This is a genomic window from Microcella sp. (assembly GCF_046293215.1).
In the GTDB taxonomy this organism is placed as follows: Bacteria; Actinomycetota; Actinomycetes; order Actinomycetales; family Microbacteriaceae; genus Microcella.
In genome coordinates this window covers 21,277-43,956 of record NZ_JBKBPI010000001.1, presented here as the reverse complement: position 1 = coordinate 43,956, position 22,680 = coordinate 21,277, and the positions used below count along the sequence as shown (strand labels likewise).

Sequence of the window (22,680 nt, the reverse complement as noted above, 5' to 3'; positions counted from 1 at the left end):
CGCAAAGATGGGTGGCTGTGGGGGTGCAGTGACCCGACGTCCCAGATTAGTCGGCTTCGCCTGCACCCAGCGCGACGAGCAGCGCTCGGGCCTTCAGGTGCATCTCCTCGGTCTCCGCGTCCGGTCGGCTGAGGGCCGTGATTCCGCCACCGGCGCCGACGGAGGCGACACCGTCGGCGATGACGATCGAGCGGATGACCATCGCGAGTTCCGCGGATCCGTCTGCCCCGAGCATCCCGAAAGCGCCCGAATAAATGCCGCGCGGCGCCGCCTCCCAGCCGGCGAGCAGGTCGACCGCGCGACGTTTCGGCGCGCCCGTCATCGACCCGGCGGGGAAGCTGGCGCTGACCGCGTCGAGCGCGTCGAGGCCGGAGCGCAAGCGCCCGGTCACGGTCGACACGAGCTGGTGAACGTGCGCGTACGTTTCGACCTCGTGCAGGCCCGTGACGGTGACACTGCCGACCTCGCACACGCGCTGCAGATCGTTGCGCATCAGGTCAACGATCATGAGGTTCTCGGCGCGCTCTTTCTCGTCGGACGCCAGTTCGCGGGCGAGCCGGGCGTCGCTGGCCTGATCGCCTCCGCGGCGCCGGGTGCCCTTGATGGGCCGCGTGGTGACGGTTCCGTCGGCGACGGTGAGGAAGGTCTCGGGGCTCGCCGACAGCAGACTGACCCCGCCGATCGTGATGAGGGCGCCGTGGTGCGCCGGGCTCGAGCGTCGCAGACGCCGGTAGACCGTCACCGGGTCGTCGGGCTCGGCCACGGTTGCGGCGCTCGTCAAGCACAGCTGGTAGGCCTCGCCGTCGCGAATGGCGGCCAGGCAGCGGCGCACCAGCTCGGCGTAGTGCTCGTCGGTGTCGCGCCAGAGTGCCGCCCGGGCACGCGGCGCGCCGGGGTCGGCGAGGGCGCCGGTCGCGCACGCGTCGATCACGGAGCGCACCCGCGCAGCCCACGCGTCGGCCTCGGCGTCGGTGGCGATGGCGACCAGTTCGCCGCGCCCGGTCGCGTGGTCGCGCACGAGGGCAGCATCGACGCGCATCCAGGATGCTCGGTGCGCGTCGGCGACGTCGGGCACCGCCGCCCCCATGGTCTCGTCGCGCAACTCGTACCCGAACCAGCCCGCAAGCCCGAGTGGTGCCGGGGCTGCGTCGCCCGCGGGGAGCCGCTCGCGCTGGGCGGCCAAGGCCGCCCGCAGGTCGTCGACGGTGTGCCCGCGGCGCATGGCGACGGGCTCGCCGACGGCGACGATGCTGCGCCCTCGGGTCGCGTCCGTTCCCGAGTCCAGCCAGGCGACCGCGAGATCGTCGCCCGCGGAGGTGTCGAGCGCGACGGAGGCGGGGTCAGAGTGCACCCGCGCCGCGAACGGTTCGAGGTCGGGCACGGGCCCGAGGTCGATGCGCTGCACGCGCACCGGTTGCGGTCCCCTCGCCATACGCTGAAGTGTATGGGCGAGGCGGGCACGATCATCGGCAGCACCCTCGTCTGGCGGCCCGACGCGGCGGGCACCTCGCGCGCGTTCACCGCCGTCGAGTGGTGTGATCCCGGTCAGGGCGGTGTTCAGGTCGCCGACTCCTTCCGCGTCGTGGCCAGCCGCGCGCGCGGCATCGCCCACCACCGGGCCCGCTTTGTGACGAGCGCCGCGAGCGGTGACGGCGGACGCAGCCAGGCCGAGGCGTTCTGGGCGGACGCGATCGCGGTGCTGCGCGGGCTCGTCGAGGCCGACCCACAGCATCCCCCGCTGTTTCCCCGCGTTGAGCGGCGTGAGCGCGGCGAGTACCGCCTGCTGGTGCGACCGAGTCCCGCCGTTCACGTCGGAGCCGGGCTGGCCACCGCCGTGGTCGCCACGGCCGGCAGCGACCCGCGCCACGTTCCCCAAACGAAGGGCCCTGACCTCGAGCGGCTCGCCGGGCTGCGCACGCAGGTGCAGTCGTGCGGTGCCGACGAGGCCGTCATCGTGGATGCTCGCGGCCACGTCATCGAGGGCGCCTACAGTTCGCTGCTTGTCGCGCGCGGCGGCCGCCTGGGCGTTGTCGCGCAGCCGGCCCCGCGCATCCCGAGCGTGACAGAGCGGCTCGTGCGGGACGCGGCCCGCACCGAGGGCCTCACGGTCGACGAGGTGACGCTCGCCGCCGCCGAGCTGTCGGGCGCGAGCCTGTGGCTCATGAGCGCCCTGCACGGCGCGCGCGCCGTGTCGGCGTGGGTCGATGGCCCCACCCTGCACCGCGACGTCGAGCGTGACTCGTGGTTGCGCGAGACGCTCGAGAGCGCCGCCGTGCCGCTGTAACCGCGGCACCCCCCGAAGGGGGCACACCCGCACTGGGGGGACCTCTCCGTCTAGTCGACAGAACCTTGCAACCATAGACTGAGCGCAGTCGGTCGGGGGACCGACACAATGACTTGGGGGCGGTACATCGTGGCAGACGACGAATACGGGCGCGTTCCGGCAGGGTGGTACCCCGACCCCTTGGGTCTCCCGCAGCTGCGGTGGTGGGACAACCACGCCTGGACGGAGCACGTCTCGGACGCCCGTCAGCCGATGGTGCCGACCGAGACCGTCTACGCCGACGATGACATGCCCCGTCGCCGCGACCGGCGCAGCGCCGAGTCGGCCGAGAGTGCGCCCGTCGACTCCGGAGCCACCACCTCCGGCCCGACCGAGCAGCCGACCGCACAGGTGCTGCGCCAGCTCGCGCCGCCCGTGGCCGACTCGAAGGTGACCGACGCCGACGCGGCCGCTGCCGCAGCGGCCGCCGCGCGAGAAGCCGCCGAAGCCGCCGTGCGTGAGGCCGCCCGCGAAGCCGCCGAAGCCACCGCACGCGAGCAGGCCGCTCGCGAGGCCGCTGAAGCCGCCGCGCGCGAGAAGGCCGCCCGAGAAGCCGCCGAGGCCGCCGCTCGCGAGGAGGCCGAGCGCGCTCGCCGCGAGGCTGAGGCACGCGCCGAGCAGGAGCGCCTCGAGGAAGCCCGCCGCGAGCAGGAGCGCTTCGAGGCCGCCCGCCGCGAAGCCGAGCGTCGCGAAGCCGAGTACCGGGAGGCCGCAGCGGGTGCCGCGAGCCGCCCCGCCGAGTCCATCGGCACGCCGGGAGCCGACAACGCTCCCCCGCAGGCCTCGCGCCCCGCGTCGAACGCCGCCGACGCGTTCGCGGCCGCCGCGTTCACGGATCCGAACGCGCAGTCGGCCACCGCCGCGGCTGCCGGAGGCACCGCCTCGCCGGCCGCCTCGCCGTGGGTTCCCGTCAACCGCGACGAAATGACCGCCGAACCGCGCTCGGCGCGCTCGAGCGTGAACTCCGCCAGCAGCCAGGCCAGCGTCGCGTCGGCCGCCTCGTTCAGCGGCATGCCCTCGGCGACCGCCCCGGGCGCCGGCACACCGCAGAACTACGCGGGTAGCACGCCCCGCCCCTCGGCCCCAGGATACGGCTCTGCCCCCGGCTTCGGATCAGCACCCGGCTTCGGATCGGCGCCCGGCTACGGCAGCGTTCCCGGCTACGGCTCGGCCTCGGCACCCGGTTTCGGCAGCGCGCCCGGCGCGCCGCGGTACGCCCCGGCGGCAGGCGACGCTCCCGTCTCAGCGGGTCGCCCCGGAGCACTCCTGACCGGCGCGCCCGCCGGAATCGCCGGCCTGCAGACCGTCGAAGCGTGGTCGATCGCGCTGCTGCCGATGCTGCAGCTGCTGCTCAGCCTGCTCGTCGTGTCGGCGTTCGCCACCGGTCCGAGCCTCGCCATCATGGCGGGCATCTGGCTCGGCCCGCTGCCCGTCGTCGTCGTCCTCGCCCTGCTCGACGCGCGGCGCCTCGGCCGGCTCGGCCTCGACCGGCCCGCCAGCGGCTGGTGGGCTCTCGGCGGCCCGATCGTCTACCTGCTGGTGCGTGCCGTGCGCATCAGCCGCGTCTCGGGTGTCGGATTCGGCCCCGTCGCCGTCTGGTTGTTGCTCACGGGGCTCATGGGAGCATCCATTCTCGCTGTGCCCGGCCTCGTCATCGCGTCGTTCCCTGGCGTCTTCGCCGAGCAGGCGAACCAGACGATCGCCTCGAACAGCCGCAGCATCGGCGCCAACCTCACGGCGAACTGCCCCGCCACGCCTCCGCTGTTCATCGGCCAGCAGCTGCGCTGCCCGGCCGCGAACGCGGCAGGAGACACCTTCGTCGTCACCGTCAGCCTCCAGCGCGCCAACGGCTGGATCGCGTGGCAGGTCGACGACTGGGGCGTCTTCGGGCTCTCGCGCTGACCCACAGCACGAGCCCTCACCACACAACTCCACACAACCGCACTCCCCACACCACGGGCGTTCGAAAAGCGAAGAGCCGCAGGGCCCTGATACTCGCCGAATCGACGTCTGACGGAGACACTGGAGTGAGGAACCACAACTCAATATCCACGGCCGTCACCGAGGCCGACCCCGCTCGCGGAGTCCCCGTCGGTGCCGACCGGTCACGCAGACCCGAACACGCGTGACACACGCCGCAGCCGGGGGGCTGGGGTGACACACGAACCCGGTCGGGGGACCGGGATCTGGGGGAAATCCAATGACAACAACGGCAGTTCGGGTGCCGGCAGGCTGGTACGCCGACCCGCTCAGCGCGGATGACAGCGGTCAGCCGACGCACCGCCGCTGGTGGGACGGCCACGGCTGGACGCACCACACCGCCCTCATCGGCGACACGCCGCGCTCGGTCGACACGGCCTGGAGCGCGCCCACGAGCCCCGACATCTCGCCGGCCACCGTCGAGGCGATGCGGCTGAGCGCCAGCTACACCCAGGAAGCGCGACGCGAAGCCGCGCGCATCGCCGAGACCATGTCGCTGCACGCGACCACGCCCGTCTCGCCCGCGACGCCCGCCGCCGAGGCGCCGGCCACCCGCACCGACCGCACGCCCGCGGCCTCGGCGGGCCTCACCCCCACCCGTCTTGACCTCGACGAGCTGTGGAAGGAGACGCCCACGCGACGGGCGCACAGCCACCGCGTCGAGCGTCCGCGCGTGCACACCGCCTCGCTGTGGCTCATCGCGGTGATGCCGATCACCCAGGTGCTGATCATGCACTGGGTTCTCGACCTCTCGGCGACCGGAGCGGCTCCCCAGCAGTCGATCTGGCTGGCGATGCTGCTGCCGTTCGTGCTGTACGGCGCTCTTGCGAGCCAGGATGCCCGCCAGCTCGCCGCAGCCGGGCACCTGACGTCGACCCCGTGGATCGTCGCGGTCATCATGCCCGCCGTCTACCTCGGCTCGCGCGGCGTGCAGCTGCACCGCACGACGGGCGCGAGCCCGTGGCCCGCCCTCCTGCTGTGGGGAACCCTGCAGGCAATCGTGGTGGCCGTGGCCACCGTGCTCGACCCGGCCTGGTTCGACCGCGTCCTCGCGGCGGCTGGCCTCTAGACCGGTCGCGCGGCTGTCCCCCCTTTAGCCGCGCGACCGCAGACCGTCGGTGGGCCGAGGGCCCTCGGTCCACCGACGGTATACCCCAGACAGCGCGCGTAGGCTCGATGGGTGACGACCGACGACCACCCCCGCCGCGCGAGCCTCGAGGTGCTGCGCGCCGAGGCAGCCGACGAGCTGGCGACGGTCGTGCACGAGCGGGCCCGCGGCGGCGAAGACCCGTGGGACTTCATGTCGGAGATTCCGACCGTCGACGAACTGGTGGTGTGGATGCTGCGCGCCGACCGCATCGCCGCTGACGGCGGCCGCCGCCCCTCCCCCGGCACCGACTACCGGATGCTGCGCCAGATCGCCCTCAGCTACCCCGACCTGACACCGACGGTGTGGAGCATGATCGGGCGCCTCGACCGCGACGCGAGCTGACGGCACACTAGAGCCGGGTCAGCCCCGTCACGCGCACGACGGCGACGCCCTCCTCGGCACTGGCGTCGAGGTCGACGACCGCGTCGATGCCCCAGTCGTGGTGGCCGGCCGGGTCGGCGAGCACCTGGCGAACCTGCCAGCTGCGGGAACCGGCGCGAGCATCCGCGGGGTCGTCGGTGATCTGCACGAGGGCCGTCGACCGGGCGGCGGCGTCGATGCCGATCGCGTCATGCTCGGCGTAGTACGCATCGAGCCCGGCGGGCCAGTCGGCCTCGGGGTCGAGCGCCACCAGCTCGTCGTCGGCCTCGCGGGCCGCGAGCTGCACGCGGCGGAACAGCTCGTTGCGCACGAGGACGGTGAACGCCCGGCGGTTGGTCGTCACATCCGGCGGAGGCGGCGGAGTGACGGGCGCCTCGGCGGCGGGTCGCGCCGCGGCGGGGTCGGCCGCCTGCGTGAGCGCCTCCCACTCGTCTTGCAGGCTCGAGTCGACCTGGCGGACCAGTTCGCGCAGCCACTCGACGATGTCGGTCAGCTCGTCGGTCATCGCCTCCGGGGGGACCGTTTGACGCAGGGCCCGGTCGGCGTCGCTGAGGTATCGCAGCAGTCCGCCCTCGCTGCGCTGCAGTTGGTAGAAGCTGACGTACTCGCCGAAGGTCATGGCGCGTTCGAACATGTCGCGCACGACGCTCTTGGGTTTCAGCTCGACGTCGCGAATCCACGGTTGCGCCGAGGCGTAGCCTTCGAACGCCTCCGCGAGCAGCTCGGCGAGCGGTTGCGGGTGCGTCACCTGCTCGAGGCGCTCCATGCGCTCGTCGTACTCGATCCCGTCGGCCTTCATCTGCGCGACCGCCTCCCCGCGGGCGCGGAACTGCTGCTGGGCGAGGACGGCGCGGGGATTGTCGAGCGTTGCCTCCATGACGCTCACCACGTCGAGCGCGTAGTGGCCGGTGCCGAGCAGGCCGTTGGCGGCACCGGTGTCGTCGCGACGGAAGCCGACGGTGTCTGCCGGGTCGAGCATCCCGATCACCGAGAGCGCGAACGGGCTGAGGGGTTGGTTGAGCGCGAAGTTCGGCTGCAGGTCGACGGTCAGCCGCACCTCGGGTGTCAACAATTCAGGACTACGGTCGCCCGCGCCCGCGCCGGAGTTCGCCGAGCCCGCGTTCGGCAGCGTTTGTCCTGAGTTGTTGACACGCACGACCTCGACGACGCCGGCGGCGACGAGGGTCTTGGCGATGCTGAGCGCACGGCGCACCAGCTCGCGCTGCCGGTGCGCAGGCTCGTGGTTCTCGGTCAGCAGCGCGCGGGCGTGGGCGACGACGTCTCCGCCGCGCGCGATGAGGTTGATGAGCATCGCCGCCGAGACCTGCATGCGGCTTTCCAGTGGCTCGGGCGGCGCGGCCACCAGCCGCTCGAAGGTCTTCTCGGTCCAGACCACACTGCCGGCGGGCGCCGACTTCTTGGCCGGCCGCTTGACCTTCTTCTTGCCCGACGCGTCCGCCCTGGCCGCCTTCGCCTCAGCGCGGGCGTTCTCGATGTCGTGCTCGGGCGCCTGCACGACGACGAAGCCCTCGTCGTCGAAGCCGGCACGCCCGGCACGACCGGCGATCTGGTGAAACTCCCGCGCCGACAGGTGCCGCGTCTTCTCACCGTCGAACTTGCTGAGCGCGGTCAACAGCACGGTACGAATCGGCACGTTGATGCCGACACCGAGCGTGTCGGTGCCGCAGATGACCTTCAGCAGTCCCTTCTGGGCGAGTACCTCCACAAGCCGGCGGTACTTGGGCAGCATTCCGGCGTGGTGCACGCCGATTCCGGAGCGCACGAGCCGGCTGAGGGTCGTTCCGAAGCCGGTCGTGAACCGAAAGTCGCCGAGCTCGCGGGCGATTTCGTCGCGTTGTTCGCGCGTGATGACGCTGAGGCTCGTCAGCGCTTGGGCGCGCTCCATCGCGGCGGCCTGGCTGAAGTGCACGACGTAGACGGGTGCGCGCCGCTCGTCGAGCAGCGTTTCGACGGTTTCGTGGACGGGCGTGCGCACGTAGCTGTACGACAGCGGAATGGGTCGCTCGGTGTGGGTGACCTCGCTGACGGGATGCCCGGTGCGCCTCTCGAGGTCGCTCGCGATCGCGCTCACATCGCCGAGCGTCGCGCTCATCAGCAGGAATCGGGTGCCGGTCAGCTCGAGCAGCGGCACCTGCCACGCCCAGCCGCGGTCGGGGTCCGCGTAGTAGTGGAACTCGTCCATGACGACGTGCCCGACGTCGAGGGCGTCGCCCGAGCGCAGCGCCTGGTTCGCCAGAATTTCGGCCGTGCAACAGATGATCGCGGCGTCGCCGTTGACCGCGCTGTCTCCGGTCACCATGCCGACGTTCTCGGCGCCGAAGATGTCGACGAGCTGGAAGAACTTCTCGCTCACGAGCGCCTTGATGGGTGCCGTGTAGTAGCTACGACGACCCTGGGCGAGGGCGATCGCGTGGGCGGCGACAGCAACGAGGCTCTTGCCGCTGCCGGTCGGGGTGGCAAGCACCACGTGAGCGCCGGCGACCAGCTCGAAGATCGCCTCCTCCTGCGCCTCATACAGCGGGCGGCCGGTGCTCTCAGCCCACGCGGCGATCGCGTCGAACGCGGCGCCGGCCTCGAAGGGGTCGGGCATCCGGCTCATGAGGGAGGTCACACGCTCCAGTCTGTCAGCGCTGCCCGGCTGGGAAGTCAACCCCTTTTCTTTCCGCCGAGGGCTGGGCTTGCCTGAAGCGCATGAACACGAACGCGAATTCCGGAGAAGAGTACGGCGACATCCACGACCCGGCCGAGCTTGCCGCGCGTCAGCAACAGGAGGCCGAGCGAGCGCAGGCCGAGAAGATCGCCGCCGACAACACCGCGGCGGGCGACACGGGCGACGCGGGGCGCGACCGCAGCGTCGACGGCGGCCGCGACGCGAACGCACCGCGAGAGAACGACGACCGCACCGAGCCGCTCGGCGAGCCCACCCCGCCCGACGGACTCGACGACCCGCTCGGCACCGACGGCGGCGCGACCGACCGCGACCTCGGCGAACTCGGCGGCGGCCATGAGTGACGACCGCCGCGACCACGGAGGCGATGACGAGGCCGAGTACGACGCGGGGCACGCGTCGGACGACCTCGAGCATCCCGACGACCTGGAAGACGGCGAGCAGAACGCCACCGGCGCCTACCGCGACGGGATGCTCGGAGGCGGCGCGATCGGCGGAGCAATCGGGGCTGCCGCGAACGACGCTGCCACCGGTGTTCCGGTGCGTGATGACGAGCGCCGCGAGGAACAGGAGGGACGACAGTGATGGCACGACACGAGGACCGCGACAAGACGTTCGACACGCTGCCCGACAACGACGCCCAGAGCGGCCAGCGCGAAACGACGATGGGGCACGACATCGACGACTGGCTCGACCCCGACTCGGCCGCTGAGCGCGCCGAGGAGTCGGACGAGCGCGCCCGCATGGACGACGCTCCCGGCATGCCCGACCGCGGCTCAGACGAGCGCGAGGAGTGGCAGGGCTAGAGCACGATGACGGGGCGGCCGCGCGGGTGACGCGGCCGCCCTTTTCTCACGCTCCGGGCGCGGCGATGAGGAAGAACGGGAACACACCGGGGTTGTGGGCGTGCACGATCGCGAGGAAGACGATCAGGTCGAACAGCAGGTGCACGATGATCACGTAGGTGAGCGACTTGGTGCGGTGGAAGATCCAGCCCTGCAGGAGTGCGAACGGGATCGTCATGAGCGGACCCCAGGCCTGGTAGCCGAGCTCCCAGAGGAAGCTGACGAAGATGATTGACTGCAGGATGTTCGCCACCAGCAGCGGAAAGTGCCGCAGCAGCAGCACGTAACAGGTGCAGATGAAGAACAGCTCGTCCCAGATGCCGACCGCGTTCACGCCAATGAACAGGCGCGCAACTTCGCTGAACTCACTCACGGCCGGCCAGTTCTGGTACGTACCGGAGGAGATGAAGTAGTACGGCAGGATCAGCCAGCCGAGGAACGGCACGGCGAACAGGTAGGACTTCTCCCACGGCTGCCACTTCTGACCGCTGCGCCATGGGAACCGGATCACGCGCCGCTTCAGCACGAATCGGTCGAGCACGAACGGCACCGCAACGGCGAGACTCAACACGAACCCGAGCAGGAAGAAGTTCGGCCACGAGATGTCGGCCTTCACGCTCACGGTGCTGACGACGATGAGCCCCGCGGCGATGATGCCGAGATCGCGCATCAGCTCGCGGTCAACGACGTAGGCGGCGATGAGGCCCACGAGCAGCCAGGGGTAGCCGACGAGGCGGTTCTCGAACGCGAACAGCGGTATCGCACTCGTCGCGACCAGCGCGGCGGGAATCAGCTTGGCGCTGAGGATGGGCAGAGCTTCCGTCGGGGCGTTCGGGGCTGCGGCGGGCATGGGCTAATGCTGACAGACGACCGCTGAGAACCGCGCGGCTCGCACGCCTTACCCCCGGAACGGGGGTAGGTCTGAGACGCGCTCACAGCCTAGGCTGGGGCCAACATCGCTCAGGGGGGCTGACTCGATGACCGTATCCACCCCGGTACCCGGCTGGTACCACGATCCTGCCGACGCGCGGCTCGTGCGGTGGTGGGACGGCAGCGCCTGGACGGAGCACGTCCAGGACGCCTCGGTCGTGTCGGCTCCGGCGACCGACGCCGTGGCGACGGTCGCCCCCGGTCCCGAGGTGGCGCCGGTCGCCCCCGGCACTGAGGTGGCGACGCCGGAAGGCTTCTTGCTGCCCGACCCGCAGGCGACGCCTGGGCGCCGCGTCGACCCGCCGGGCATGCAGCGCAGTGCGCTCGAGACCGCTCCCCCGCCGCAGCTTCCGAGCAGGCGCGAGCGTCGTCAGCTCGAGTCGGCGGCATCGGCGCAGTCGGGCGAGTCGGGCGCGGCGTCGTCGTCGGCCGAGTCGTCGCCTGAGTCGCTGGCTGCGTCGTCGCCGAGCCTGTCGTCCGCCGAGTCCGGAGCATCGGCCACGGTCGCGCCGTCGGCCGCCTCGACCCCGAGCGCCGAGTCGACGTCGACGCCCGCGATCGGCTCGACCGTCGTGCCGCAGCCGTCACAGCCGATGGTTGACCTGCGCATTCCGCCGCTGGAGGCCTTTTCTGACCCGGGCATCGGCGCGTTTGCCGAGATGGAGCCGCCGCTGCCCGAATCCAGCGCAGCGACGACCGCCGAGACGGCGCCCACCGCAGCGCGGGCAACGCTACCGAACGACCCGATCTCTCCGGACACCTCCGACGACGGGTTCGCCCGCCCCTGGGTGAGCGTCTCGGGTGGAGCCGTGCGCCTGTCGGCCGTCGAGCTCGCGTCGGTCGACTACGAACCGCTTCCGCAGGGCGTTCTCGCGCCTCCGCGCACGCTTCCGCCGCCGCCAAGCCGCGTCGCCACCGTTTCCGCATGGATGCTCGCCCTCAGCCCCCTCGTCGCTGTCGTCGTGCTCGTGGCTGCGCTGGTCGGCGCCGCAACGCTCGCTGGCGCGTCGCTCAGCCTGTCGGCTGTGCCGCTGTCGGCGATTCCGTCTGACACAGTGAGCCTCGCCATTGTCGGGGGCGCGCTCGTCGCGATCCCCGTGCTGCTCATCGTGTGGGTGGTGAGCGACCGGCGGGCGCTTGCCCGTTTCGGGTTCGCGAACCGAGCATCCGGCTGGTGGATTCTGCTCGGACCGTTCTTCTATCTGGTGGCCCGCGCCGTTTCGACGCGCCGCGAGGGGCGCCGCAACGCCTCCCCCGTGTGGGTCTACCTGCTCACCCTGCTCGCCGTGGGCGGGCTGCTCGCCGCAGCACCGTTCCTCGCGCCGCGTGAGGCGACGGCGAGCGAGATGCGCAGTGTCGAGCAGAGCATCAGCAGCGACCTGCAGGCGCAAGACTTGGACCTCGCGATCGCCTGCCCGTCGAGCTCTGACGCACGGCTCGGCGCGACGTTCGTCTGCGACGCCGTGACAGCCGACGACGCCGTGGTCGGCGCGGTGACGGTGCGCTGGACCGGCGTCGACGGGTCGATTCAGTATTCGGTCGAGCTCGGCGATTTGCCGAGCGACGCCATCGACTAGCGGGCCGGGCGAACCTCCGACAACCCTGAGACTGGCCGTCACGCCGGTGCACGGCTCACTAGCGTGGTCGGATGGCGTTTTTGCGTGACACGCACACGGCGACTGTGGTCGGCTCGGGCCCGAACGGGCTCGCCGCCGCCGTTCTGCTTGCGCGCGCCGGCGTTCGGGTCACCGTTTTCGAGCAGGCTCGCACGGTCGGCGGCGGGGCGCGCACCGACGAGCTGACGCTTCCCGGCTTTCGGCACGACCTCGGCAGCGCCGTGCACCCGCTCGCTGTCGCGTCGGGGTTCTTCCGCCGCTTCGAGCTGCACAAGCGCGTCGACCTGATCACCCCCGACATTTCGTACGCTCACCCGCTCGACGACCGGCCGGCCGGCATCGCCTACCGCAGCCTGGAGGACACGGCCGATCGGCTCGACGAGACCGGGGTTCCGCTTCCGGGCGGCGGCTTCGCGGCGGGCGACGGCAACGCCTGGCACGCCCTGTTCGAGCCGCTCGTTGAGCGGGCGCAGCAGGTGGCGCAGTTCACCGGGTCGTCGCTGCTGCGCATCCCCGCGCATCCGCTGACGACCGCCATGTTTGGGGTGCGCGCGCTCGAGCAGGGCTCGCCGGCGTGGAATCTGCGGTTTCGCGACGCGGTCGCGCCCGCGCTGTTCGCGGGGGTGGCGGCGCACTCGGTGCGGCCGATGCCGAGCCTCGCGACGGCGGGCACGGCGCTGGCGCTGGCAACGGCCGCGCACGCGGGCGGCTGGCCGATTCCGCGGGGCGGGTCGCAGTCGATCGTGGATGCCCTCATCGCCGATCTGCGCGCCCACGGCGGCGAGGTGGTCGCCGATCATCCGGTGCACTCGCTCGACGAGTTGCCCCCGACCGACGCCGTACTGCTGGATGTGACGCCGCGCGCGCTCGTGGAGCTCGCCGGCGGCGCGTTGCCGAGCTGGTTCGCTCGTCGGATGCTCGCCTACCGTCACGGGGACGCCGTCGCGAAAGTCGATTTCGCCCTGTCGGGCCCGGTGCCGTGGCGCGACCCCGAGCTGCGCTCGGCCCCCACGTTGCACCTGGGCGGCACGCGGGAGGAGATCGCGGCGGCGGAGCGCGACGTGGCGGCGGGGAGGCACGCGTCGAACCCGTACGTGCTCGTGTCGCAGCCGTCCATTGTGGACGACTCGCGGGCGCCCGACGGGCAACACGTGTTGTGGACGTACACGCACGTGCCGCACGGCTCGACCATCGATCAGACGGAGGCGATCACGCGACAGGTGGAGCGGTTCGCGCCGGGTTTCCGCGACGTGATTCGAGCATCCGCGAGTTTTTCGGCGGTCGAGATGGAGCGCCAGAACCCGAACTATGTGGGCGGCGACATCGCGACGGGGGCGGCGACGCTGTGGCAGTTGGCGGCGCGTCCGCGTCTGGCGGTGGACCCGTGGCGTACTCCACTGCCGGGGGTGTACCTGTGTTCGTCGGCGACGCCGCCGGGGCCGGGCGTGCATGGTTTGGCGGGCGCGTACGCGGCCCGCAGCGCTCTGAAGCACGAGTTCGGGGTGACCGCGCTGCCGTATCTCGGCCTGGCCGGCGCCGACAGCGACACGACGAGGGGGACGCACTGATGGCGACGACGACGAGAGTGTTCCGTTGCCCGCCCGAGGCGGTTTTCGCCGTGCTGGCCGACGGGTGGACTTACCCCTCGTGGGTGGTGGGCGCGTCGCGCATGCGTTACGTCGACGAGTCGTGGCCGGATGTGGGGTCGAGCATCAACCACTCGGTGGGCATCTGGCCGGCGGTGATCGACGACGAGACGGTGGTGGTGGAGTGGAATCCGCCGCACAAGGCGGTGTTCCAGGCGAAGGGCTGGCCGATCGGCGAGGCGCGCATTGTGGTCGAGACGCGGCCGCACGCCGAGGGATGCGTGGTGCGGATTCACGAGTGGGCGGTGCGCGGCCCGCTGCAGTATGTGCCGCGACTGCTGACCGACCCGCCGCTCGACCTGCGCAACCGCGAGGCGTTGCGGCGGCTCGCGTACTTGGCCGAGGGTCAGTGGGTGAATAAGGAGACCGAGGAGCGGTCTGACCCGGAAGAGCGCGGGGCGGAGTAAGCGGGGCGGATGCGCGGGGCGCGGGCGCGCTGTGGGTGTGGGCTCTGGTGTGCGCGTTCTGGTGAGCGCGTTCTGGTGACTGTGTTTTGGTGACTGTGTTTTGGTGAGCGCGCCGCCGCGGGCGGCCGCTCGTGGCTACAGATGGTGTATGGCGGTCATCCCCGCCGGGATGCGCGCCCCCGTCCCAGCGACTACTCCGCTGGAGGAGTTCCTACACCCCGGGAGGCACCGCGGGTGCCGCCGCGGCTACTCGGCCGGAGGAATTCCTACACCCCGGGAGGCGCCGCGGGTGCCGCCGCGGCTACTCGGCCGTAGGAATTCCTACACCCCGGGGGCACCGCGGGTGCCGCCGCGATTACTCGGCTGTAGGAATTCCTACACCGGGGTAGGTGACGCGGGTGCGGCGCGGCACTCCCCCGCCCGTGCGGCTGATCTCGCGCACGCGGTCGACGATGAGAGCGACCACGCTGGGGTGTGCCAGCACCCGGAAGTGCCCGACGAGGGGGACGGGGATTCGCGTGGCCGCGGAGGGCGCGCTGTCACGCGGCACGTACTGGTCGATGGCGGAGTCGATGGCGGTGATGCGCGCATCCACGTCGCTTTCGGCCGAAAGCAATGCCATGACGGGGCGGCGCGGCGCGAACTCGCGCCAGGCTCCGACGCCGTAGCGGGCGAGCTCGCTGCCGCGCCACGGCGTGTTCACGGCGATGAGGTGGGCGACACGGCGACGCCCGGGCAAATCGGCGCCCGGGTTCACCTGGGCGTCGTGCAGCATGACGTGCTTGCCGACGAGTCCGCCCTTCGAGTGGGCAACGAGGATCGCGTCGCGCAGGTCGTGGGCGACCAGGTAGCGGTAGACGCGGCGGGCAGTGGCGGGGATCGGACGGCCGTTGATGCCGATGTCGCCGACGACGTAGACCGGGTGGCCGGCGGCCGAGAGGCCCTCGACGATGCGCTGCAGGTAGTGCCAGCTTTCGAAAATGCCGGGCAGGATCACAACCGGGCGGCCTCGACTGCCGGGCGGGGTGCCGTCGCCGGGGAGGGGCGCGCGCGGCTTCAGCGTGGCGGTGATGCGGCGGCCGAGCACGTACGCGTAGTCGGCCGCGATCCCGGCGACGATGCGCGGGATGCTCGGGCGGGCGTTCGTGGGCATCCCTCCACGGTAGCGCGGGCGGCTGAGTGCGGGTGTCAGTCGATCAGGCGGAGGAAGGCGCTGAGCTCGGCGAGTCCGGCGGGAGTGTGCGGCAGGTGATCGGCGATGGTGGGCGCGTGCACGATGTGGGCGGCCCACTGGGCGCGCGAGATGGCCACGTTGAGCCGGTTGCGGTTGAGCAGGAAGTCGAGGCCGCGCGGCGCGTCGGCCGCGCTGGAGGCGGCGAGGGTGACGATCGCGATGACCGCTTCCTGGCCCTGGAACTTGTCGACCGTGCCGACGCGCGTGTCGGTGTGTCCGGCGGCGTCGAGGGCGGCGCGCACGGTCTGCACCTGGGCGTTGTAGGGGGTGACGACGATGACGTCGGCGGCGGTGAGCGGGCGCGGGGCATTGCCCCGCGCGACCCGACGATCGGTCGGGTCGGTCCACGCGAGCCCGACTGCCTGGTCGACGAGGGCGACGACGACCGCGGCCTCGTCGACCGACTCGGTGGCGTTGCCGTGGTGCTCGACGGCGTGGGCGTGAATGCCGGGTGCGACTCCGTCGAGTGCGCGGGTGGCGGCGCTCGGGTGGGCGTGCAGTTCGCCCTCGTAGGAGAGGGCGCTGACGTGGCGGGCGAGCGCGGGATGCACGCGGCGGGTTTCGGCGAGGAAGTACCCGAGCTCGGCGGGCAGCACGTCGTGGTCGCTCGTGAGGTAGCCGAGAGCGGAGCCGTCGATGGGTTCGGGGTGGGTTCCTTGACTGACCTGCGGCAGCTGTTGCGGGTCGCCGAGCAGGAGCAGGTTGCGGGCGCTGACCGAGGCGGCGATGGTGGCGGCCAGCGAGTACTGGCCGGCTTCGTCGATGACGAGCAGGTCGAGGCTGTCGCGCTCGACGCGGGCGGGGTTCGCGAAGTCCCAGGCGGTTCCGCCGATGACGTAGCCACCGGCCTGCCCGGCCGTCCAGCCGGCGAGCTGGTCGGCGCGGCCGAGCACCGTCCAGCGGGCCGTTGCGTACTGCGCGGGGTCGGCGCCGTTTTTGGGCGCTTTGGCGACCTGGGCGCCGTCGAGTCCGGCGGCGACGACGGCGTCGAGCACGTGTTCGACGGTGGCGTGGCCTTGGGCGACGACGCCGACGCGCCAGCCGTGCTCGGCGACGAGGCGGGCGATAACGCGCGATCCGAGGTAGGTCTTGCCGGTGCCGGGTGGCCCCTGCACGGCCAGGTAGCTGTGGTCGAGGGCGAGCAGGCTCTCGGTGACGGCGCTGATGCGGTCGGGTTCGCCGTTCTCGTCGACCGCCACCGCGGCGAGGCCCATGCCGCCGCGGGTGCGGGGCGGGCGGCGGAGCAGAAGGTCGACGACGGCGTCGCGCGGCAGCTCGGGGTGGGCGCTGACGAGGCGGCTTCCCCACTCGTGGATCGCGTCGACCTGCTTGCCGGGGTCGGGCGGCGGCGCAGGGGTGAGCGCAGTGGGCAGGTCGCGGTACGGCGCGACGAGTTCGCCCGTGGCGGGGTCGCTGGCGAGGGTTTCGCTGATGACGACGTGGTCGTCGGCCGCTGCCTCGAGCGTGATGGCGCGCGCGGGCCGGCTGAGCGGGTCACGCGGGTTGAGCGGCAGCGGCGCGGGATGCTCGTACACCGCAAACGGTCCGCTGCGGCCCCCGGGGGTGGGCCGGCTTCCGGGCGCCCACTGCCCGTGCAGCCGGAGCTGCCGGCGCGGCAGCTTCTGCCGCCCGGTCATGCCCCAGTCGGTCTGGGTGACGGGCTGGTCGGGGTCGACGAGGAAGACGTCGCGGGTGTCGGCCCACTCGTCGAGCGGACTGCCGAGCCGGTCGAAGTGGGCCCACCAGTTGGTCTTGTGTTCGCGGCGGTGGTAGTCGATCGCGGCGGCGGCGTAGGCGTAGAGGCGCTGTTCGGCGGTGCGGTCGGGTTCGAGCGTGGGGCTGCCGTCGGGGTTGGCGGCGAGGGCGGTGAGCTCGTCGTGCAGCGGTGACGTCTCGACGACGCGGTCGTCGGCCGCACCCGGCACGTCGGCGCTGGCCGCGTCGGGGTCGGCGTCGTCAGCGCCAGAGTCAGCGCCCGTGCCCGCACCGCCGGCGTCGTCGCCAACCGCCCCGCCAGAGCCGCCGCCACGCGGGTAGGCGCGCAGCCACTGTTCGAGCTTGCGGGTGCTGACGCAGTCGATGCGGTTGTACTCGGCGATGTCGTCGAGGATGCGCTGCGCCTCGGCCTGCTGGCCGTCGAGCCGCAGGTCGCGGGCCCGCACGTATTCGGCGACCGAGTCGTCGCCGGCGGTGACGGCCGCGCCGAGGCGCGACTCGGGCCAGTACAGCGGTTCGAGCTTCTTGATCGAGTAGCTGGTGCTGCCGACGCGCAGGGCACGCTTGACGACGGCGTACAGGTCGACGAGCACGCCGTCGCGCAACAGCCGATCGACGGTGGCCTCGCCGATGCCGTGCCGGGCGGCGAGCAGGCGCAGGTGGGTTTTCTCGTATGGCGCGTAGTGGTAGATGTGCAGCTCGGGATGCTCGGCGAGGCGCCGCTCGACATCGTCGAGGAAGGCGATGAGGGCGGCGCGTTCGTCGGCGTAGGAGTGCGCCCAGTACGGCCTGAAGCGGTCGTCACGGTCGGTAACGCCGAACAGGTAGTCGATGCCCCACCACCCGGTGCCCTCCTCGGTGTACAGCGGGTCACCCTCGAAGTCGAAGAACAGGTCGCCGGCGCTCGGGGCGGGCAGGGCGTCGAGCGCGGAGGCGTCGATGAGTTCGACCGGGGGCACGGGGTCGCCGGCGGCGGCGCGCAGCTGCAGTGCTGCCTGGGCGCGCAATGCGTCGAGCGTGCGCTGGGGAATGCCCGCAACCGCCGCGTCGTGGCTGACGAGCTCGGTCATGGTGGTGATGCCGGCGTCGGCGAGCTTCTGCCATTGGCCGCCGCGCAGCCCGTAGGTCTGCCACACGTCGTCGTGCGAGGCGATCGCGTCGGCGCACCACACGCATTTTCCGCAGTGACTCAGGCCGGGGGCGCGCCAGCCGACCACGTCGTCGGCGGTGGCGCGGTCGCGGAGGAGGGCGTGCATCCGTTCGCGCTGGCGGCGGTGCACGGGCGCGATGTCGTCGAGGCGGTGGATGCTCAGCTCGTTGTTGCCGAGAATCAGCCCCGTTTCGCTGTCGACGGGGATGCGGAGGCGCTCAAGCTGTTCGGCGTATGCCGCAAGTTGCATGAGGGCCGTCACCTTTGCGCGGCGGGCGAGCTTGCTGTCGAGCACGCGATATACCCCGTCGCCGCGGTGTTCGAGAAAGTCGGCGTAGCCGACGAAGCCCAGGCCGATGCCGGGCGCCACGTCGGGCCCGTGTTCGGGGTCGAAGAACGTTGCCTGCACGACCATGTCGGTGCGGGCATGCAACGCGTCGAGGGTCGCCTGTTGGGCCGCGCGCATGCCGTCGATGCCGCGGGCGGGCCGGTCGATGTCGACGAGGGAACCCTGTGCCCGGTACTGCTCGATCAGTCGCGCCTCGTGTGCGTGACCCAGGGCGATGGTGCGCTCGTTCATCGCGTCGAGCGGCTCGTCGAGAGGGTCGATGCGGCCGAGCAGCGCGTCAACGCGGCGCGCGAAGCCGAACTCGCACTCGGCGGCGGCGTTCAGGTCGCTCGCCGAGGTGACGAGCAGCTGCGTCGAGTCGCCTCGGTCGATCAGGTACATGCGGCAACGCTATCGGCGAGCACCGACAGGGGCCGGATCGCCCCGCAGTGTTACACCTCCAGGCAACGCGTCAGTGCGGCGCGTAGATGCGCAGGCCGCGCGGCAGGATGCGCACGGTGACCGCTCCGGTGAGCGGGTCGACGCTCGCCTCGCCGTCTTTCGCGAACCCGGGTCGACCGGCGGGGTCGCGCAGCTCGACTCGCACCTCGCGGGCGTGGAACGTCTCGAACGCGGGCGTGCGCGCCGCCGCGTCGGCGCGGCGGGGACGACCGCCGAGCAGCGTCATCGACAGGGCGGTGCGGCGCCGGCGCCGCCCGGCGTGCAGGATGCGCACGTCGAGGGCTCCGTCGTCGAGCCGCCCGCGCCACAGCGGCCCCTGCTCGAGGGTTCGGTAGTCGTTGACGCCGATGAACACCGACCACACCCGGGCCGCCCGGCCGTCAACCTCGACGTCGAAGGGTTCGCTGCGCTTCAGCACCCGAGGCACCGCGACGAGCGCGCCCCAGACCTTGCCGAGCCGCCTGCCCGCGCGAGCACGAGCATCCACGAGCTGTGGATAGACGCCGAGCGACACCGTGTTGATGGCGGTCGCGGCCGGCCCGTCGCCGACGCGCACCTCGGCCACGTCGACGTGCAGGCCGGAGCCGTCGACGATGGCGCGGGCCGTGTCCGCCACGGAGGCGAGCCCCGCGGTGCGGGCGAAGGCGTTGCGGGTTCCCGTGGGGAAGACGGCCAGCGGCAGCTCGGCTTCCCGCGCCACGTGCGCGATCGCCGACACCGTGCCGTCGCCGCCCGAGACTCCGAGGGCGCGCACGGCGGTCGACCAGCCACGCCGGCGCACTGCCTTTCGGGCGAGCGCCGCCGGGTCCGCGCCCGGTGACGTGCGGATGAGGCGCGCGTGCGGCAGTCGTCGGCGCAGCTCGGCGCTCGGGTCGCCGCCGAGCCCGGATCCGGGGTTGACGATGATGACGAGGCCCCGCCCGTCGGCGAGAGGCGGCAACGGGATGCTCGGAGCGGCCGGTCCCGCAACGCGCCGCCCCGAACGCGCCGTGCGCGCCACGAGCGCCGAGGCACCCGCGGCGGCGAGCCCGATCGCGGCTCCCCCCACCACGTCGGAGGGCCAGTGCGCGCCGGTGTGCACGCGCGAGTAGCAGACCGCGGCCGCCACGGGCACGACCACGGCCCCGGCCACGGGCCTCTCGAGGGCGACGCCGGCGGCGAAGGCCGCCGCGCTGGCCGAGTGACCCGACGGGAACGACGGCGAGGTGGGCATCGCGCGGATGCGGCGCACGACCGGCAGAAGTGTGTGGTCGGGTCGCTCGCCGCCGAACACGCGCTTGCCGATGAGGTTGGTGACGGCGCTGGCCGTGAGCAGTGACGCGATACCGCGAATTCCGGCTCGCCAGCGCCCCGCCGCCGCGAGCGATGAGGCGATGCCGAACCAGAGCATCCCGCGATCGGCGGCACGCGAGAGCATGCGCAACCCGCGGTCGACGCCCGGGTGGTACTCGCCTCGATGGAGGTGGCGCACCATCGCGCGGTCGGCTCGGTGCACCCAGCGGGGCAGCACCTGGCGTCTGCGCACCGGGGAGGCGACGAGGGAGGGTTCGTCGGCGGCCTCCGCGGCGCGGTCGAGGGATTCGGGAAGGTCGGTGGGCGCGCGAAATCGAGCCATGGCTCCACGGTGCCGAGCGGCGGGTGGGTGCGCGAGGGGGTTGCCGAACGCGGCTCGATGTGCGGTCGATGTGCACAGGCCGCTTCGTAGCGGTGCCGAACGAGCGTGTCGGTGGTCGGTGCAAGACTCTCCGGTGGTTCACGAGTGGCAGCTGTCGGTACCTGGCCGGCTGCCCGGCAACCCCGTCCATCGACCGGGGTGCCCCAGGGGAAGAACCGGCCGACCCGCGTGGGGCGGTCACGTCGATGGAGGCACGACCTCCATCCGCTTCATCAGGAGGTTCACCATGCCCAACGACGCCTACTTCGACTCTGCCACCACCCCGCCCGAGCCCGACGCTCCTTCCGCGGCGGACGCGCCGCCCGAGCTCGCCGAGCGACTCGCGCTGCACGAGCCCTTCCTCGACCTCATCGCGGTCGACCGTTCCGCTGAACTCACCTCCGAGCAACGCCTCGCCGCCGACCGGGTCGCGGTCTGGTGGGCGGGCCTTCCTCTCTGGCGCCAGCTCGCGTGGAGCGAGGCGCTGCTCGACGCTCCCCCACGCCCGGTCAGCGGTTTCGCGATGAGCTGGGTGCGCGGCGGCCCAGCCGCCGGGAAGCCGGTGTTCTTCCGCGACTGGCACGCTGTCGCGTTCTCGTTCGACCGGGTCGGCATCAACCACGAGGGGTACCGAGCGATCCGCGACGCGGTGGGCCGGGTGGTGGCGGCGCGCGAGGCGTCGGGGCTCGGCCCCGACCACCCGGCGGTGCGCCGCCACAGCAACGGAGCGATTTACCTGTGGGGCGACGACTGGCGCCGTTTCAGCCACGGTGGCTCGCGCGAGCGAAACCTGTTCGACGAGGTGCTGACGTACATGAGCCGCGTCGAGCGCCGCAGGCAGCGCTAACGGGATGCTCGCAGCACCGCCCCGGGGCCGGTCACGCCCCGGGGCGGTTGCTCACCGCGCGGCGAGCAAAGGTGCGCTTCACGATTCCAGCAGGACGGCTATCGTCGACCCGCACCGGCCTCCAACACCTACCCCATGGCACCCGGCGATTGTGGACAGACGTATCTGTCGTCCCCCTGATTCTGGGGATACTCCCCCGCCGACGCCCCGACCTACGCTGAGACAACGATCCGCGGGCAGCACTGCTCCGAACAGTGAGTACACCACGACACGACGGATCGATCACCTGGGGGGGTGACATGAGCGAGACGGCCACGCGCCCGCTGCGCGCACTCGTCATCGGAGAATCGCTGATCGACGTCATCATCGACGGCGACACGCGCACCGAGGTTCCGGGCGGCAGCCCCATGAACGTCGCCATCGGCCTCGCCCGCCAGGGCGTCGACGTCGCCTTCGTCACCGACCTCGGCCGCGACAAGCGCGCCGACCAGATCGAGCTGCGCCTCGTCTCGGAGGGCGTCGACGTGTACTCGCCGCTGCGCGCCGGGCGTCGAACGAGCGTCGCCCTCGCCACGCTCGACGCGGCCGGCAACGCCAGCTACGAGTTCGACCTCACCTTCAACCTCGAGTACACCGACATGCCCGAGAACGGCCTCGCCGACTTCGTGCACTTCGGCTCACTGGCCACCGTCATCGAACCGGGCGCGACCCACGTCGACGCCCTCGTGGCGAAGTTTCGCCCGAACGCCCTGGTCAGCTATGACCCCAACATTCGGCCCCTGCTCGACCCCGACCGCGACGCCGCCCGCGAGCGCGTCGACCGCCACGCCGCGGTCGCCGACATCGTGCGCGCCAGCGTCGACGACCTCGCCCACATTCACCCCGAGCTGCTCGCCAACCCGCGCGAGCGCTCCGAATCCACCACCGAACGGATGATCGCGGCCGCCACCGAACGCTGGCTCGCCTCGGGTGCCGCCCTCGTCGCCATCACCGACGCCGAGCGCGGCGTTCACCTCGCCACCGAGCGCCACCGCATCCACCAGCCGTCGAACCGGCCCGCCGTCGTCGACACGGTCGGCGCGGGCGACGCGTTCATGGCGGGCCTCATCAGCGGCATCGACATTCTGGGGCTGCGCCGGCAGGCGCACCGCGACGAGTTGGCCGCGCTCGACCTCACGGCCCTGCGCCGCGTCGCCTGCTGGGCGCAGCGCACCGCCGAGTACACGGTCGGGCGGATCGGCGCCGAGCCCCCCACCTCGGTGGAACTGCTCAACGCCGAGCGCGGCGTGCGCGTCGCCTAAGCGACCCCGCGGCTACGCAAC

General features: G+C 72.1%; 18 protein-coding genes and 1 riboswitch. Of the genes, 12 read left to right on the top strand and 6 right to left on the bottom strand.

All coding sequences use genetic code 11. The annotated features are described in order from the left end of the window. Positions 1–46: 46 nt before the first annotated feature. Positions 47–1,432 carry an anthranilate synthase component I family protein gene (locus ACK4SC_RS00190; RefSeq protein ID WP_409613582.1) on the bottom strand — a complete coding sequence of 462 codons (1,386 nt, stop codon included), beginning with the start codon at positions 1,430–1,432 and terminating at the stop codon, positions 47–49. 12 nt (positions 1,433–1,444) lie between these two features. Between ACK4SC_RS00190 and ACK4SC_RS00185 the strand changes: the two genes are divergently transcribed. From ACK4SC_RS00185 to ACK4SC_RS00170, 4 genes are all read left to right on the top strand, one after another. Beyond that, entirely contained in the window at positions 1,445–2,284 is an 840-nt protein-coding gene (locus ACK4SC_RS00185; protein ID WP_409613579.1) for an aminotransferase class IV, read from the top strand. Between the two features lie 129 nt (positions 2,285–2,413). Then, complete coding sequence (locus tag ACK4SC_RS00180; RefSeq protein WP_409613577.1) at positions 2,414–4,225, top strand: DUF2510 domain-containing protein; 1,812 nt, start codon at positions 2,414–2,416, stop codon at positions 4,223–4,225. Positions 4,226–4,523: 298 nt separating this feature from the next. Then, positions 4,524–5,372, top strand: coding sequence for a DUF2510 domain-containing protein (locus ACK4SC_RS00175; protein WP_409613575.1), 849 nt, complete (start codon positions 4,524–4,526; stop codon positions 5,370–5,372). Between the two features lie 111 nt (positions 5,373–5,483). Continuing rightward, on the top strand, positions 5,484–5,795 hold the full coding sequence (locus ACK4SC_RS00170; RefSeq protein WP_409613573.1) for a tryptophan synthase subunit alpha: 312 nt from the start codon (positions 5,484–5,486) through the stop codon (positions 5,793–5,795). 7 nt (positions 5,796–5,802) lie between these two features. On the opposite strand, the gene ACK4SC_RS00165 is transcribed toward ACK4SC_RS00170, so the two are convergent. After that, complete coding sequence (locus ACK4SC_RS00165; protein WP_409614304.1) at positions 5,803–8,454, bottom strand: DEAD/DEAH box helicase; 2,652 nt, start codon at positions 8,452–8,454, stop codon at positions 5,803–5,805. 92 nt (positions 8,455–8,546) lie between these two features. Here ACK4SC_RS00165 and ACK4SC_RS00160 point away from each other — a divergent pair, with 92 nt between their 5' ends. The 3 genes from ACK4SC_RS00160 to ACK4SC_RS00150 are packed head-to-tail and all read left to right on the top strand — an operon-like array spanning position 8,547 to position 9,329. Beyond that, positions 8,547–8,867, top strand: a complete 321-nt coding sequence (locus ACK4SC_RS00160) for a hypothetical protein (RefSeq protein WP_409613570.1) — start codon at positions 8,547–8,549, stop codon at positions 8,865–8,867. After that, positions 8,860–9,108, top strand: coding sequence for a hypothetical protein (locus ACK4SC_RS00155; protein WP_409613567.1), 249 nt, complete (start codon positions 8,860–8,862; stop codon positions 9,106–9,108). The genes ACK4SC_RS00160 and ACK4SC_RS00155 overlap by 8 nt, the downstream gene beginning before the upstream one ends. After that, the gene (locus ACK4SC_RS00150) at positions 9,108–9,329 is read left to right on the top strand and encodes a hypothetical protein (protein WP_409613564.1); all 222 of its coding nucleotides are present in this window, start codon (positions 9,108–9,110) and stop codon (positions 9,327–9,329) included. The genes ACK4SC_RS00155 and ACK4SC_RS00150 overlap by 1 nt, the downstream gene beginning before the upstream one ends. 46 nt (positions 9,330–9,375) lie before the next feature. On the opposite strand, the gene ACK4SC_RS00145 is transcribed toward ACK4SC_RS00150, so the two are convergent. Continuing rightward, positions 9,376–10,218, bottom strand: coding sequence for a CPBP family intramembrane glutamic endopeptidase (locus ACK4SC_RS00145; protein ID WP_409613561.1), 843 nt, complete (start codon positions 10,216–10,218; stop codon positions 9,376–9,378). Between the two features lie 127 nt (positions 10,219–10,345). Here ACK4SC_RS00145 and ACK4SC_RS00140 point away from each other — a divergent pair, with 127 nt between their 5' ends. The 3 genes from ACK4SC_RS00140 (at position 10,346) to ACK4SC_RS00130 (ending at position 13,967) form a co-directional block, all read left to right on the top strand. After that, the gene (locus tag ACK4SC_RS00140; protein WP_409613558.1) at positions 10,346–11,875 is read left to right on the top strand and encodes a DUF2510 domain-containing protein; all 1,530 of its coding nucleotides are present in this window, start codon (positions 10,346–10,348) and stop codon (positions 11,873–11,875) included. A 71-nt stretch (positions 11,876–11,946) separates the two neighbouring features. After that, entirely contained in the window at positions 11,947–13,482 is a 1,536-nt protein-coding gene (locus ACK4SC_RS00135) for a phytoene desaturase family protein (RefSeq protein ID WP_409613555.1), read from the top strand. After that, positions 13,482–13,967 carry an SRPBCC family protein gene (locus ACK4SC_RS00130; protein ID WP_409613553.1) on the top strand — a complete coding sequence of 162 codons (486 nt, stop codon included), beginning with the start codon at positions 13,482–13,484 and terminating at the stop codon, positions 13,965–13,967. Before ACK4SC_RS00135 ends, ACK4SC_RS00130 begins: the two co-directional genes overlap by 1 nt. Positions 13,968–14,322: 355 nt before the next feature. Here the strand turns inward: ACK4SC_RS00130 and ACK4SC_RS00125 are convergent, their stop codons facing one another. From ACK4SC_RS00125 to ACK4SC_RS00115, 3 genes are all read right to left on the bottom strand, one after another. Further along, positions 14,323–15,120 carry an esterase/lipase family protein gene (locus tag ACK4SC_RS00125; RefSeq protein ID WP_409613550.1) on the bottom strand — a complete coding sequence of 266 codons (798 nt, stop codon included), beginning with the start codon at positions 15,118–15,120 and terminating at the stop codon, positions 14,323–14,325. Positions 15,121–15,155: 35 nt separating this feature from the next. Then, complete coding sequence (locus ACK4SC_RS00120) at positions 15,156–18,797, bottom strand: TM0106 family RecB-like putative nuclease (protein WP_409613548.1); 3,642 nt, start codon at positions 18,795–18,797, stop codon at positions 15,156–15,158. A gap of 70 nt (positions 18,798–18,867) precedes the next feature. Continuing rightward, positions 18,868–20,472 carry a bifunctional phosphatase PAP2/diacylglycerol kinase family protein gene (locus ACK4SC_RS00115; RefSeq protein WP_409613545.1) on the bottom strand — a complete coding sequence of 535 codons (1,605 nt, stop codon included), beginning with the start codon at positions 20,470–20,472 and terminating at the stop codon, positions 18,868–18,870. Positions 20,473–20,608: 136 nt separating this feature from the next. Then, positions 20,609–20,720: riboswitch (SAM riboswitch) on the top strand. Between the two features lie 38 nt (positions 20,721–20,758). Here ACK4SC_RS00115 and ACK4SC_RS00110 point away from each other — a divergent pair. Both ACK4SC_RS00110 and ACK4SC_RS00105 read left to right on the top strand, forming a co-directional pair. Beyond that, positions 20,759–21,358: a hypothetical protein gene (locus tag ACK4SC_RS00110; RefSeq protein WP_409613542.1), complete on the top strand. Its 600-nt coding sequence runs from the start codon at positions 20,759–20,761 to the stop codon at positions 21,356–21,358. A gap of 299 nt (positions 21,359–21,657) precedes the next feature. Further along, a complete protein-coding gene (locus ACK4SC_RS00105; RefSeq protein ID WP_409613539.1) occupies positions 21,658–22,659 on the top strand; it encodes a carbohydrate kinase family protein in 1,002 nt (333 codons plus the stop codon). Positions 22,660–22,680: the final 21 nt, after the last annotated feature.

What these genes read in the sequence shown, in the direction of transcription:
- ACK4SC_RS00110 (WP_409613542.1), top strand. Translation starts at nt 20,759, where the DNA reads ATGCCCAACGACGCCTACTTCGACTCTGCCACCACCCCGCCCGAGCCC.
- ACK4SC_RS00175 (WP_409613575.1), top strand. Translation starts at nt 4,524, where the DNA reads ATGACAACAACGGCAGTTCGGGTGCCGGCAGGCTGGTACGCCGACCCG.
- ACK4SC_RS00160 (WP_409613570.1), top strand. Translation starts at nt 8,547, where the DNA reads ATGAACACGAACGCGAATTCCGGAGAAGAGTACGGCGACATCCACGAC.
- ACK4SC_RS00150 (WP_409613564.1), top strand. Translation starts at nt 9,108, where the DNA reads ATGGCACGACACGAGGACCGCGACAAGACGTTCGACACGCTGCCCGAC.
- ACK4SC_RS00115 (WP_409613545.1), bottom strand. Translation starts at nt 20,472, where the DNA reads ATGGCTCGATTTCGCGCGCCCACCGACCTTCCCGAATCCCTCGACCGC.
- ACK4SC_RS00145 (WP_409613561.1), bottom strand. Translation starts at nt 10,218, where the DNA reads ATGCCCGCCGCAGCCCCGAACGCCCCGACGGAAGCTCTGCCCATCCTC.
- ACK4SC_RS00130 (WP_409613553.1), top strand. Translation starts at nt 13,482, where the DNA reads ATGGCGACGACGACGAGAGTGTTCCGTTGCCCGCCCGAGGCGGTTTTC.
- ACK4SC_RS00105 (WP_409613539.1), top strand. Translation starts at nt 21,658, where the DNA reads ATGAGCGAGACGGCCACGCGCCCGCTGCGCGCACTCGTCATCGGAGAA.
- ACK4SC_RS00120 (WP_409613548.1), bottom strand. Translation starts at nt 18,797, where the DNA reads ATGTACCTGATCGACCGAGGCGACTCGACGCAGCTGCTCGTCACCTCG.
- ACK4SC_RS00165 (WP_409614304.1), bottom strand. Translation starts at nt 8,454, where the DNA reads ATGAGCCGGATGCCCGACCCCTTCGAGGCCGGCGCCGCGTTCGACGCG.
- ACK4SC_RS00185 (WP_409613579.1), top strand. Translation starts at nt 1,445, where the DNA reads ATGGGCGAGGCGGGCACGATCATCGGCAGCACCCTCGTCTGGCGGCCC.
- ACK4SC_RS00190 (WP_409613582.1), bottom strand. Translation starts at nt 1,432, where the DNA reads ATGGCGAGGGGACCGCAACCGGTGCGCGTGCAGCGCATCGACCTCGGG.
- ACK4SC_RS00155 (WP_409613567.1), top strand. Translation starts at nt 8,860, where the DNA reads ATGAGTGACGACCGCCGCGACCACGGAGGCGATGACGAGGCCGAGTAC.
- ACK4SC_RS00125 (WP_409613550.1), bottom strand. Translation starts at nt 15,120, where the DNA reads ATGCCCACGAACGCCCGCCCGAGCATCCCGCGCATCGTCGCCGGGATC.
- ACK4SC_RS00140 (WP_409613558.1), top strand. Translation starts at nt 10,346, where the DNA reads ATGACCGTATCCACCCCGGTACCCGGCTGGTACCACGATCCTGCCGAC.
- ACK4SC_RS00135 (WP_409613555.1), top strand. Translation starts at nt 11,947, where the DNA reads ATGGCGTTTTTGCGTGACACGCACACGGCGACTGTGGTCGGCTCGGGC.